Origin of the sequence: Enterococcus gilvus ATCC BAA-350, assembly GCF_000407545.1 — a bacterium.
Lineage (GTDB): Bacteria > Bacillota > Bacilli > Lactobacillales > Enterococcaceae > Enterococcus_A > Enterococcus_A gilvus.
This window is the reverse complement of the sequence record NZ_ASWH01000001.1, coordinates 2,859,163-2,871,384: the sequence shown is the minus strand read 5'-3', so window position 1 is coordinate 2,871,384 and position 12,222 is coordinate 2,859,163. Positions and strand designations below refer to the sequence as shown.

Annotated in this window: 12 protein-coding genes; 10 read left to right on the top strand and 2 right to left on the bottom strand. The window is 44.1% G+C overall.

Annotation, left to right across the window (positions count from 1 at the left end; genetic code table 11):
• Window positions 1-7 precede the first annotated feature (7 nt).
• Together I592_RS14245 and I592_RS14240 are read left to right on the top strand one after the other, a co-directional pair.
• Window positions 8-856 carry a PTS system mannose/fructose/sorbose family transporter subunit IID gene (locus I592_RS14245; RefSeq protein ID WP_174293649.1) on the top strand — a complete coding sequence of 283 codons (849 nt, stop codon included), beginning with the start codon at window positions 8-10 and terminating at the stop codon, window positions 854-856.
• A gap of 27 nt (window positions 857-883) precedes the next feature.
• Window positions 884-2,110 carry a zinc-binding dehydrogenase gene (locus tag I592_RS14240; RefSeq protein WP_010779520.1) on the top strand — a complete coding sequence of 409 codons (1,227 nt, stop codon included), beginning with the start codon at window positions 884-886 and terminating at the stop codon, window positions 2,108-2,110.
• A 37-nt stretch (window positions 2,111-2,147) separates the two neighbouring features.
• Here the strand turns inward: I592_RS14240 and I592_RS14235 are convergent, their stop codons facing one another.
• Window positions 2,148-2,915 (bottom strand): alpha/beta hydrolase, encoded by a 768-nt coding sequence (locus tag I592_RS14235; protein ID WP_010779521.1) that lies wholly within the window; start codon window positions 2,913-2,915, stop codon window positions 2,148-2,150.
• A 93-nt stretch (window positions 2,916-3,008) separates the two neighbouring features.
• On the bottom strand, window positions 3,009-3,380 hold the full coding sequence (locus I592_RS14230) for a hypothetical protein (RefSeq protein WP_010779522.1): 372 nt from the start codon (window positions 3,378-3,380) through the stop codon (window positions 3,009-3,011).
• A gap of 152 nt (window positions 3,381-3,532) precedes the next feature.
• On the opposite strand from I592_RS14230, the gene I592_RS14225 reads away from it, so the two are divergent.
• The 8 genes from I592_RS14225 to I592_RS14190 all read left to right on the top strand — a co-directional run bounded on the left by I592_RS14225 (window position 3,533) and on the right by I592_RS14190 (window position 12,146).
• Window positions 3,533-4,594 (top strand): LacI family DNA-binding transcriptional regulator, encoded by a 1,062-nt coding sequence (locus I592_RS14225; protein ID WP_254908417.1) that lies wholly within the window; start codon window positions 3,533-3,535, stop codon window positions 4,592-4,594.
• Window positions 4,595-4,733: 139 nt separating this feature from the next.
• Window positions 4,734-6,035: a pyrimidine-nucleoside phosphorylase gene (locus I592_RS14220; protein WP_010779524.1), complete on the top strand. Its 1,302-nt coding sequence runs from the start codon at window positions 4,734-4,736 to the stop codon at window positions 6,033-6,035.
• A 65-nt stretch (window positions 6,036-6,100) separates the two neighbouring features.
• Window positions 6,101-6,763, top strand: coding sequence for a deoxyribose-phosphate aldolase (gene deoC, locus I592_RS14215; protein ID WP_010779525.1), 663 nt, complete (start codon window positions 6,101-6,103; stop codon window positions 6,761-6,763).
• 18 nt (window positions 6,764-6,781) lie between these two features.
• Window positions 6,782-7,174 carry a cytidine deaminase gene (locus tag I592_RS14210; RefSeq protein ID WP_010779526.1) on the top strand — a complete coding sequence of 131 codons (393 nt, stop codon included), beginning with the start codon at window positions 6,782-6,784 and terminating at the stop codon, window positions 7,172-7,174.
• Between the two features lie 60 nt (window positions 7,175-7,234).
• Window positions 7,235-8,335, top strand: a complete 1,101-nt coding sequence (locus I592_RS14205) for a BMP family lipoprotein (RefSeq protein ID WP_010779527.1) — start codon at window positions 7,235-7,237, stop codon at window positions 8,333-8,335.
• 199 nt (window positions 8,336-8,534) lie between these two features.
• A complete protein-coding gene (locus tag I592_RS14200; protein WP_371191115.1) occupies window positions 8,535-10,070 on the top strand; it encodes an ABC transporter ATP-binding protein in 1,536 nt (511 codons plus the stop codon).
• Window positions 10,063-11,193 (top strand): ABC transporter permease, encoded by a 1,131-nt coding sequence (locus I592_RS14195; protein ID WP_010779529.1) that lies wholly within the window; start codon window positions 10,063-10,065, stop codon window positions 11,191-11,193. The genes I592_RS14200 and I592_RS14195 overlap by 8 nt, the downstream gene beginning before the upstream one ends.
• Window positions 11,193-12,146: an ABC transporter permease gene (locus I592_RS14190; RefSeq protein ID WP_010779530.1), complete on the top strand. Its 954-nt coding sequence runs from the start codon at window positions 11,193-11,195 to the stop codon at window positions 12,144-12,146. The genes I592_RS14195 and I592_RS14190 overlap by 1 nt, the downstream gene beginning before the upstream one ends.
• Window positions 12,147-12,222: the final 76 nt, after the last annotated feature.

Genomic DNA, 12,222 nt, shown 5'->3' with positions numbered 1-12,222 from the left:
CACGTCAATGGTAGAAACAAAGAAAGATATTTATGCACAGTCGCAGTTAACGAGGAAAGATTTGATGACCACCTTTGTTTTTTCAAACTTTCAGCAAGCCTCCTTCAACTTTGAACGAATTCACGCCTTGGCTTTTTGTGTGGATATGATCCCAACGATTCGTCGCGTGTATAAGACAAAAGAAGAACAGTCGGAAGCGTTGAAACGACATTTAACATTCTTCAATACGACTCCGGCAGTGTGCGGACCGGTCATCGGTGTGACGATGGCGATGGAGGAAGCGCGGGCAAGCGGAGCGGACATTGATGATGGAACGATCAATAGTTTGAAGGTTGGATTGATGGGACCGCTGGCAGGTGTAGGCGATCCGTTGGTTTGGGGAACATTGCGACCGATCACGGCGGCGTTGGGTGCATCCTTGGCATTGTCGGGAAATGCGATGGGACCGATTTTGTTCTTCGTGGCCTTCAATGCGATCCGTTTATCGATGAAATGGTTCGGTCTCACATATGGCTTCAGCAAAGGAATGGATATCGTCAAAGACCTCTCCGGCAACTTGCTGCAAAAATTAACTGAGGGAGCGACGATTTTAGGATTGTTCATCATGGGTGTTTTAGTCACAAAATGGACAACGATCAACATTCCATTGGTGGTATCCAGAACACCTGGTTCAGATGGCGAAACAGTTATTACAACGGTTCAGAATGTCTTGGATGATTTGGTGCCGGGATTGCCTGCATTAGGTTTGACGTTATTGATGATGTATTTATTGAAGAAAAAAGTCAGCCCGATCGTCTTGATCTTCGTGTTGTTTGCGGTCGGTATTCTTGGTTATTGGTTAGGAATTTTAGCTTAAGTAGTCGTAATTTTAGGGGGAATAGCAGTGAAAACAAAAGCAGTGCGTTTATACGGTAAGAAAGATTTGCGCTTGGAGGAATTTGAATTACCTGAAATCAAAGAAAATGAAATTTTAGCATCTGTCATCACCGATAGTATTTGTATGTCAACATGGAAATTAGCGAACCAGGGTGCCGACCATAAAAAGGCGCCAAATAATCTTGCCGAAGAGCCAATTATTGTCGGTCATGAGTTTTGTGGCGAGCTGTTGGAAGTAGGCGGAAAATGGGCGCACAAATATAAAAAGGGTGAGCGCTATGTATTACAGGCAAATCTTCAATTACCGGATCGTCCAGATTGTCCCGGCTATTCGTATCCTTATACAGGCGGCGATGCCACCTATATCGTGATCTCAGAAGATGTGATGAATCAGGATTGTTTGATTCCATACAAGGGAGATACGTATTTTGAAGGATCGCTGATCGAGCCTTTGTCGTGTGTGATTGGTGCCTTCGAAGCGAATTATCATTTAAAAGAAGGCTCTTATGAACATAAGATGGGGATCAAAGAAGGCGGCAATCTATTGATCATGGGCGGAACAGGTCCAATGGGGTTGTTGGCGATTGATTACGCATTGCATGGGCCGCTCAATCCGAAGAAGTTGGTCATTACAGATCGCGATCCTGAAAAATTGGCACGGGCTTCGAAGCTTTATCCGAGTCAAAAGGGCATTGAGGTTTCTTATGTGAATGTCGGCGATGTTGACGATCAGGTCAGTCTTTTGAAGGAAACGGTCGGCGGCGGATTTGATGATATTTTTGTCATGGTTCCAGTCGGTCCAGTCGTTAGTGACGCGGCTGCAATGCTGAATCCTGATGGGTGTCTGAATTTCTTTGCAGGGCCGCAGGACAAAGAATTTTCAGCGAATGTAAACTTTTATGACGTTCATTATTCATTTACACACTTTGTTGGGACCTCTGGCGGCAATACAGAAGATATGCGCAAAGCGGTGAAGCTGATCGAAAACAAGCAGGTCCACGTGGCAAATGTGGTGACACATATTTTAGGCTTAGATGCGGTGGGTGAAACCACGCTGAACCAGCCAGCAATTGGCGGCGGGAAAAAACTCGTTTACACCCATAAGCAATCAGAGTTGAAAAAAGTGTCAGACATCGATGAGCAATCAGATCTAGGAAAAATCTTAGCAGAGACAGACGGTATATGGAGTCAAAAAGCCGAAAATTATGTCTTAGAAAACTATCCAGAAATATAAAAACGACCGCAGAGAAATTAGTCTCTGCGGCGTTTTTTTATAGATTGTCTTTTAAAAATTGAATCGTTGATGAATAAGCGATATCCGCGTAGCCCTCGCCGTGGACGGTGCCAGTGATAAGTTTTACTTCACTTGGGACCCCATTTTCAGCCAATTGACTTTGTAATTTATATACGCCAGTCAGGGGCACTAATTCATGCAGGGAGTTAGCGAGGAAGAGTGGGCCGCTTTTATCTGAAACACGAGACAATGGATCTGCTTGTTTCAAAAGCGCTTCATCTTGGTTCACGTAATTTAAAACGAACCATTTATAAAAAGCATCGTTGGCACCGTCTTGGTCGATTTTTCCGCTGGCTTGTTTATCAAAGTCAGGCTTTTGGTTCATTGCGGCAACAACTTCGGGGTGTTGCTGCACCCAATCATAAAGATCGATGATGCCAGACCAAGAAGCCGCTGGAATCCCTCTTTGCAACGCCAATTCGAGCGATAAGTTCCCGCCGGCTGAAGAGCCGAGTGCAGTGATTTTTCCTTTTACTTGATAATCGCTGGCAGCTAGCCAGTCATAGACAGTTAGTAAATCATCCATTGCAGCCGGAAAGATATGGTCTGGCGCTAAACGATAACTGGGTGCGACAACGAGAAACCCATCTGATACTAAACGTTCCGCCAACGTCGCTTCCTTTGATTTGTCCCCACGGAACCAGCCGCCTCCATGAATCAGAATAATCGCCGCTTCGATTGTTTCAGGCTCGTAAATGTCTAACGTTAATTGATTTTTATCATCATATACATAATCTTTGATCATAGTGTCTCGCTTCTTTTTCTTTTTTTTCGCGCAAAATAATAAATTTGATTTTAAGGGATTGATTTGATTAAGTTTTTAAATCGACTGCGTGTCCTAGACTAAATCATTCTCTTCTGTCGGCTGGGGCTGTAATTTTGCTAACGCAGCTAACACCGTTAAGAAGTTATCATGAGCTTCTTCGTAAGTCCCCATTTGATCGCCAAACTCTTGGTTAAAGCCTTCTAATCCGCCTTTCGCAAACGCATATTCATAGCGATAAACGGCATCATACGCTTTTGTAAACTGTTGCAGCAGCTCAGTTTGAGCATCTAATTGCAGTGCTAGCTGAATGACGCGAAAATCAGTATAGGCAAGCTCAAATTGAATCGCCCAAATACGAATGAAGTCATGCTGGTTTTTGATATGCAGAAAGTGATGCTCTGCCGTCCATTGTAGATTTTTGATTGCCCCTAAAACATCAAGCATTTTTCTCACCTGCCTTGAGAGTGGATCTATCCTTAATTTACGCTCTTTTTTTGAGACGGCAAGTAAGTCGTCTCGCAAGTGTGGTCTACGCCAGATAGGCAGACTTTGCTCCTTCAGCCGGCGTTAATTTTGAAAAAGTCTTTCTTTCTAAAATTTCCTTTGCTACACTTAAAAAAAATACAGAGAGAAGGACTAGGATGAAGATCACCATCAAAGAAATTGCCGAATTAGCAGGCGTTTCAGTAACGACGGTGTCGCAGATCTTGAATAATAAGGGCAGTCGATTCAGTGAGCAGACACGAAAAAAAGTCCTTGCGATCGTCGAGGAATATCAATACAAACCGGATTTTTTTGCGGCCAATTTGATCAATCGTCATTCGAAAACGATTGGAATGATCGTGCCGGATGTGACAGACTTTTTCTTTTCAAAAGTGATCGAAGGGGTGGAAAGTTATCTAAATCCTTTAGGCTATATGATTATTTTATGTAATTCACGTCATGACAAAGAGCAAGAAAAACGGTATCTAAATGAATTGTCCCATCGTTCAGTAGACGGGATATTACTGGCTACACCCAATCATCTGGAAGACGAACATACACTGGGGAGCGATTTTTATCGCAAACACCCCATCGTGTTGATCGACCGGGGACTAAACGATCGCGACTGGGGGCAGCTTTTGGTGCAAGAGTATGCGGGAGCTCAGGACGTCTTAAGAATGTTGGTAGATAAAGGTCATCGGCATATTGGGATGCTGAAAGAGAGCGAAGGCTACTACCAATTAACAGAACGTGTCAAAGCGTACCGGCAAGTTGTTTATGAGTATCAGCTTCCTTTTGAGGAGAGCTATATTTGTTCAGGGGAGCTGACTATTTCTGGCGGGTATCATGCTGCAAAAGAAGTGTTAAAGAATAAAGAGATTACAGCGATATTTTGCGGAAATGACGAGATGGCGATCGGCTGTTACCAAGCAGTGTACGAAGCGGGATTGAAGATTCCTGAAGATATTTCAGTCGTTGGATTCGACGGCTTGGAAGTAAGTCAGTACATGGTGCCGCCGCTGACGACTGTTTTTCAACCAAGTACGGAAATCGGCTTTTCTGCTGCTAAGTTTTTAGTCGATGCGATCAATTTCCCTTCTCAGCGAATTCCGAATAAAATCTTCCAAACTAAATTAATTATTCGTGAGAGTGTGAAAAGTGTAGGTCATAGTTGACAACGGGAGTAAGACCCGTTATAGTAACAATGGTAGCGCTGACAGAAAGCGCTTCTTCGATAAGTAAACTGTTTTACTAAAGTGGTTTACCTTTCGCGATTTTATTGTATAATATCTTTTGAAGCTTGGAGGAAAACCTATGAGAATGGTAGATTTGATAGAGAAAAAGCGAGACGGAAAACCCCTATCAAAAGAAGAAATCGATTTTATTATTGACGGTTACACGGATGGCAGCATTCCAGATTATCAAATGAGTGCATTGTTGATGGCGATCTTTTATCAGGACATGACGGATGAAGAAATTTCTCACTTGACGTTGGCAATGGCGAATTCGGGTGACATCATTGATTTGTCTTCAATCGAAGGCATCAAAGTAGATAAGCATTCGACTGGCGGTGTCGGTGATACGACGACATTGGTTTTAGCACCACTTGTGGCAAGTGTCGGTGTTCCTGTAGCGAAAATGTCCGGACGAGGACTTGGTTTTACCGGCGGAACCTTAGATAAATTCGAATCGATCCCCGGCTTTAAAATTGAATTATCTGACCAAGAATTTATTGATACCGTAAATAAGAGCAAAGTTGCTGTAATTGGTCAGTCAGGCAATCTGGCTCCAGCAGACAAAAAGCTTTATGCGCTTCGAGATGTGACAGCGACGGTGGATTCGATCCCATTGATCGCAAGCTCGATCATGAGTAAAAAGATCGCGGCGGGTGCAGATGCGATCGTCCTAGATGTGACAACTGGCGATGGAGCCTTTATGAAGGACATTGATGATGCGAAGCGCCTGGCGAAAACGATGGTGCGGATCGGCAAGCTTGCGGGCCGACAAACGATGGCAGTCATTTCAGATATGTCTGAACCGTTAGGCGAAGCCATTGGAAACAGCCTGGAGATCGTGGAGGCAATCGATACCTTAAAAGGCAACGGTCCAGCAGATCTAACAGAAATGTGCTATGTCTTAGGCAGCCAAATGGTCGTACTTGCTAAAAAAGCAGAGACTCTTGATGACGCGAGAGCTTTATTAGAAGAAGCACTGCATTCAGGAAAAGCCTTAGAAAAATTCCGCGAGATGGTTAAAGATCAAGGTGGCGATCCATCTGTGATCGATCAAACGGAAAAAATCTTAACGGCGAAATACGACATCGAGTTACCTGCTAAAGCGAGCGGTTATGTAACCAAACTCGTAGCCAATGAGATCGGCATCGCAGCAATGCTGCTAGGTGCAGGGCGCAAAACAAAAGAAGATGATATCGATCATGCAGTAGGAATCAAGCTGCATAAAAAAATCGGAGACAAAATCGCTGAGGGGGACTCGTTACTAACGATTTATTCCAACTCAGAGGATATCGATCACGTAAAAGATTTACTTTATCAGAATATTTCTATCGGAGACACACCGGAAGAACCTATTTTGATTCATGATGTAATTACAGAATAAATATTTAAAACATTTTTATAACAATAAAGAATATATTATAATAAATGGAAACGGGGAATTAAACAATGGAAATCAATCGAATGATCGACCATACAATTTTGAAAGCCGACGCAACAAAAGATGATGTCATGAAAATCATCGAGGAGGCAAAAAAATATCGTTTCTATTCTGTCTGCATCAATCCTACATGGGTAGCGCTTGGCGCGAAGGAATTACAAGGTGAGCCCGTAGCTGTTTGTACAGTGATCGGATTCCCTCTAGGTGCAAATACGACAGAAGTAAAAGCATTTGAAGCAGCGAACGCTATTTCAAATGGTGCCGATGAAGTCGATATGGTCATCAATATCGGTGAGTTGAAAGCCGGTAATGTTGAGAAAGTTCAAAAGGACATTGAGGCAGTCGTTGCTGCGGCGAAGGACAAAGCGTTAGTCAAAGTCATCATTGAAACATCGTTATTGACGAATGAAGAGAAAGTGACGGCTTGTGAATTAGCGAAAGCAGCGGGAGCAGATTTTGTTAAAACGTCTACTGGATTTTCAACAGGCGGTGCGACAGTGGAAGATGTTCGCTTGATGCGCGAAACGGTAGGACCTGAAATGGGTGTCAAAGCTTCTGGCGGTATTCACAACGCGAAAGAAGCAGAAGCAATGATCGAAGCAGGAGCAACTCGTTTAGGTGCCAGCTCAGGTGTATCGATCATGAACGGACTTTCCGGTACGGGGTATTAAGATCGGAGGGTATAAACTATGAATAAAGAAGAATGGATCGACATTGCTGTCGAAGCACTCGACAAAGCGTATGTTCCGTATTCTCATTTTCCTGTAGGCGCGTGTCTCGTGACGAAGGAAGGCAAAACGTATCAAGGACTCAACATTGAAAATGCTTCTTACGGCTTATCAAATTGTGCAGAACGTACGGCCTTTTTCAAAGCTGTTTCAGAAGGCGAACGAGCATTCAGTCATTTAGTGATCGCGGGTCACACACCAGAACCAATCTCTCCATGCGGCGCTTGCCGTCAAGTCATGGCAGAGTTTTGCGACCCAGCGATGCCAGTAACCTTAGTCGGTGACAACGGTGTGATCAAAGAGACGACCGTTGAAGGATTACTGCCATACAGCTTCACGGACAAAGATTTATAAACCATGTTCATTCAGTCGCAGGACTGTTGAAAAAAAACATATTTAGGGGGCTTTACAGAAATGAAAAAAGCAAAATTATTTGGCCTAGGTACCGTGGCAATGGCAGCATTGCTAGCATTAGGAGCTTGCGGCGGAGGCGGCGGTTCAACGGATTCTTCAGGTGGAGGATCTGCGAATGAAGATGCAAAACACAGTGTTGCAATCGTAACAGACATTGGTGGGGTGGACGACCGTTCATTTAACCAAAGTGCTTGGGAAGGCCTTAAAGCTTGGGGCAAGGACCACGACATCAAGCGAGGAAATGGCGGCTACAACTACATCCAATCAAACGATGCTTCTGAATATGAACAAAACATTTCACAAGCTGTTACGAACGGATTCAAGACAGTCTTCGGGATTGGTTACTTATTAGCTGATCCAATCACAGCGGCAGCGGACCAAAATGCAGATACAAACTTTGTTATCATCGATTCAGTTATTGACGGAAAAGACAATGTCGCTTCAGCAACATTTAAAGACCAAGAAGCAGCTTACCTAGCAGGTGTTGCAGCAGCCGAAACAACGAAATCAAACAAATTAGGTTTCGTCGGTGGTGAAGAAGGTGCCGTAATCGACCGCTTCCAAGCTGGTTTTGAAAAAGGTGTCGCAGATACTGCTAAAAAATTAGACAAAGACATTTCTGTAGACGTTCAATATGCTGCGTCATTTGGTGATCCAGCCAAAGGTAAAGCCCTAGCAGCGAATATGTACAACGGTGGAGTAGATATCATTTATCATGCTTCAGGCGGTACTGGTCAAGGGGTCTTCTCAGAAGCGAAAGCACGTAACGAAAAAGCGGACGAAGCAGACAAAGTTTGGGTTATCGGTGTCGATAGCGACCAACAAAAAGAGGGCGAATACAAATCTCAAGACGGTAAAGACAGCAACTTCTGTTTAACTTCAACACTTAAAGGTGTAGGTGCAGCGGTTCAAGATATCTCTACTCGTGCGTTAGAAGACAAATTCCCTGGCGGCGAACACTTAACTTATGGTTTGAAAGACGGCGGTGTTTCTCTAACTGACGGATTCCTTTCAGACGAAGCAAAAGAAGCTGTGAAAGAAGCGAAAGATAAAGTTTCTGACGGCGACATCAAAGTTCCAGAAACTCCTGAGAAAAAATAATTCAGGTGTGACCATAGTCTCCATCCACGTGAGGCTATGGTCCTCTTTTAAAAAAAGGACCTTTCTTTTTTTATCCAAGTTACAGCGGATGCTTGATTTGGATAAGGGAAGAACGCCCTTTAACGTTGCAATGTTTTGTCAGGTTTAGAAAGCGATAGGATGTGAAAAGAAAGTGACAGAAGAACAAAATGTCATTGAGATGCGCAATATCACCAAGCAGTTTGGCACATTTAAAGCAAATGACAACATCAATTTACAGGTTCGAAAAGGAGAGATCCATGCTCTTTTAGGTGAAAATGGTGCCGGTAAATCGACGCTGATGAATGTTTTGTCAGGGTTATTACAACCAACTTCTGGTGAGATTTTGATGGATGGTCAAAAGGTCGATATCTCAAGTCCAACTAGAGCCAATCAATTAGGGATCGGAATGGTCCATCAGCATTTCATGTTAGTTGATGCCTTTACCGTTACAGAAAACATTATTTTAGGCAGTGAGCCAAAGAAAAACGGCATGCTGGACCAAAAGAAAGCAAAAGCTGAGATCGTGCGCTTATCTGAAGAGTACGGCTTAAAGGTCGATCCAGATGCGTACATCCGTGATATCTCAGTAGGGATGCAGCAACGGGTAGAAATTTTGAAAACCTTGTATCGAGGCGCGAATGTTCTGATTTTCGATGAACCGACCGCTGTATTGACACCGCAAGAAATCGATGAATTGATTGCAATTATGGAAGGGCTGATCAAAGAAGGCAAATCCATCATTTTGATCACGCACAAGCTAGATGAAATTAAAAAGGTAGCGGATCGCTGTTCAGTTATCCGTCGCGGACAGTACATCGGGACTGTTGACGTGAAAGATGTGAGTTCGCAGCAGTTGGCAGATATGATGGTAGGACGTTCTGTTTCATTTAAAACAGATAAAGTACCTGCTGTGCCAGGTGAAGTCGTTCTAACGGTCAAAGACCTAGTCGTGAAGGAAAGCCGCGGACTGGAAGCTGTTAAGAGCTTGTCCCTGGATGTTCATCGCGGGGAAGTTGTAGGGATCGCCGGAATCGACGGCAACGGACAAACAGAATTGATCCAAGCGTTAACGGGGTTGCGCAAAGTCGAAAGCGGGACTGTGACGATCTGCGGAAAAGATGTGACAGGCAAAGCGCCTCGTCATATTACGGAAACAGGCGTCGGGCATGTACCGGAAGACCGTCATAAATATGGACTGATCTTACCTTTGCCGCTCTCTGAAAATATTGCCTTGCAATCGTATTACCATGCGCCGTTTAGTAAAAACGGAATTTTGAATTATGGGGAGATCGATCGTTATGCCAAACGATTGATTGAAGAATACGATGTACGGACGATGGGTGAAAAAGCGCCTGCTGCATCACTTTCAGGTGGGAACCAGCAAAAAGCGATCATCGCTCGTGAAGTCGATCGTGATCCAGATCTGCTGATCGTATCACAGCCGACTCGCGGACTTGACGTAGGTGCGATCGAATATATCCATAGGCGTTTAGTAGAGCAGCGTGACAAACAAAAAGGTGTGCTGCTGGTAAGTTTTGAATTAGATGAAATTTTGAATGTCTCTGACCGTATCGCGGTTATTCACGCTGGCGAGATCGTTGGGATCGTTGATCCGAAAGAAACTTCTGAAAATGAGTTGGGGCTATTGATGGCCGGCTATAGTTTGGAAGAAGCGCGAGCAGAATTAGCAAAGGCTGGTGAGACAAATGAATGATCGTTCAGAAAAAATTAGAAATATATTAGTACCGATTATCTCAGTTATTCTAGGATTTGTTCTTGGTGCTATTTTGATGTTAGTGTTCGGATTCAATCCGATCGAAGGATACAATGCCATGTTCAGCTCGGCATTCCAAAGTAAAATGTCCTTTGGAGAAATTTTAGTGGGTGCCGGACCGTTGATCTTTACGGCGTTAGGCTTCTCTGTTGCCAACTCAGCGGGTTTCTTCAATATCGGGCTTTCTGGTCAAGCACTTTGCGGCTGGGTTGCAAGTATCTGGGTGGCACTAAGCATGCCGGATTCACCGAAGTTTATCGTTTTACCTATTGCAATTATTGTGGGTGCATTAGCAGGTGCTGGTGCCGCTGCGATCCCTGGAGTGCTGCGGGCATTCTTTGGAACCAGTGAAGTTATCGTTACGATCATGATGAACTACGTGATTCTTTATGTAGCCAATCATATCGTCAACCACGTGATGTCACCAGATATCATCTCGAACAAAGGGGTTACTAAAGCAGTTGGCTTGAATGCCTCTTTACGAGAACCTTGGCTGACCAATTTGTTTGGCGGCTCACGGGTCAATCTTGGGATCGTCTTAGCGTTAGTATTCCTAGTAGTCGTATGGTTCTTAATGAAACGCACGACATTAGGGTTTGAGATTCGTTCCGTTGGGTTGAATCCTTTTGCCTCTGAATATGCAGGAATGAGCAGCAAACGGACGATCGTGATCTCGATGATCATCTCAGGTGCCTTAGCAGGGCTTGGTGGGGTCGTTTATGGATTAGGAACCTTCATGAATTACTTTGTTCAAGGTTCTTCGATCAGTATCGGGTTCGACGGGATGGCCGTCTCACTGTTAGGAAATGGCAGCTCGATCGGGATTTTATTATCCGCGTTATTGTTCAGTATCTTAAAACTTGGAGGACAAGGAATGCAGTTCTCAGGTATTCCTAGCGAATTAGCCAACAGTGTGATTCCATTGATCATCTTCTTCGTCGCAATCAACTACATCGTACGTGTCGGACTTGCGAAAGTAATGGGCGGCAAGAAAGAGGTTGAAACGGTCAAAGAAGTGGAAAGTGCTCCGAATGACGAATCTGAAAAAGGGGGCAAAGTCTAATGAATATGGATTTATTAGCATCGATTATTGCTCAGACACTTGTGTATTCTGCGCCATTGATCTTGACCGCACTTGGCGGGGTCTTTTCTGAACGAAGCGGGATCGTAAACGTTGGTTTGGAAGGAATCATGGTAGCTGGTGCCTTTAGTTCAGTTGTCTTTAACTTAGCTTTTGCGGATCAATTTGGCGGGATGACACCTTGGCTGGGTGTGCTGGTCGGCGGACTGGTTGGGATGGCCTTCTCACTGCTGCATGCAGTGGCGACAGTCAATTTCCGGGCGGATCATATCATCAGCGGAACTGTAATGAATTTACTGGCGCCTCCATTGGCGATCTTCTTGATCAAAGTTATTTATGGAAAAGGTCAAACAGATACGATCCAACAGCAATTTGGTTACTTTGACTTTCCAGTATTAAGCAAAATCCCGATCATCGGAGATTTGTTCTTCAGAAATACTAGTTTACCAGCGTACTTTGCGATTTTAGTCGCTGTGATCTCTTGGTTTGTCATCTTTAAAACACGTTTTGGTCTGCGTCTGCGCTCTGTTGGGGAAAACCCGCAAGCAGCAGATACATTGGGGATCAATGTTTACGCGTTACGTTATTCAGGTGTTTTACTTTCTGGATTCTTAGGCGGTATGGGCGGTGCTGTTTTCGCACAATCAATCGCTGGACGTTTCGCAGCAACAACGATCGCTGGACAAGGATTTATCTCATTGGCAGCGATGATCTTTGGTAAATGGAACCCGCTTGGTGCGATGGGAGCAGCGATCTTCTTCGGATTTGCGCAAAACCTAAGTATCGCCGGATCAAACTTACCGATCATCTCACAAATCCCGGATGTGTATCTACAATCAGCACCATACGTATTGACCATCATCGTACTGGTTATCTTCTTAGGAAAATCAGCCGCACCAAAAGCCGATGGCGTCAATTACATCAAATCAAAATAATTCTTTCGTTTTTAAAGGGTGGGGCTATGGGACAATGTTCTTAGCACGCCCTTTTTTGCGAGTTCCACTTCACGCT

Excerpts from the sequence above, each read along its gene's own strand:
- I592_RS14245 (WP_174293649.1), top strand. The coding sequence starts at position 8 with ATGGTAGAAACAAAGAAAGATATTTATGCACAGTCGCAGTTAACGAGG.
- I592_RS14235 (WP_010779521.1), bottom strand. The coding sequence starts at position 2,915 with ATGATCAAAGATTATGTATATGATGATAAAAATCAATTAACGTTAGAC.
- I592_RS14230 (WP_010779522.1), bottom strand. The coding sequence starts at position 3,380 with ATGCTTGATGTTTTAGGGGCAATCAAAAATCTACAATGGACGGCAGAG.
- I592_RS14220 (WP_010779524.1), top strand. The coding sequence starts at position 4,734 with ATGAGAATGGTAGATTTGATAGAGAAAAAGCGAGACGGAAAACCCCTA.
- deoC (WP_010779525.1), top strand. The coding sequence starts at position 6,101 with ATGGAAATCAATCGAATGATCGACCATACAATTTTGAAAGCCGACGCA.
- I592_RS14210 (WP_010779526.1), top strand. The coding sequence starts at position 6,782 with ATGAATAAAGAAGAATGGATCGACATTGCTGTCGAAGCACTCGACAAA.
- I592_RS14205 (WP_010779527.1), top strand. The coding sequence starts at position 7,235 with ATGAAAAAAGCAAAATTATTTGGCCTAGGTACCGTGGCAATGGCAGCA.
- I592_RS14200 (WP_371191115.1), top strand. The coding sequence starts at position 8,535 with ATGCGCAATATCACCAAGCAGTTTGGCACATTTAAAGCAAATGACAAC.
- I592_RS14195 (WP_010779529.1), top strand. The coding sequence starts at position 10,063 with ATGAATGATCGTTCAGAAAAAATTAGAAATATATTAGTACCGATTATC.
- I592_RS14190 (WP_010779530.1), top strand. The coding sequence starts at position 11,193 with ATGAATATGGATTTATTAGCATCGATTATTGCTCAGACACTTGTGTAT.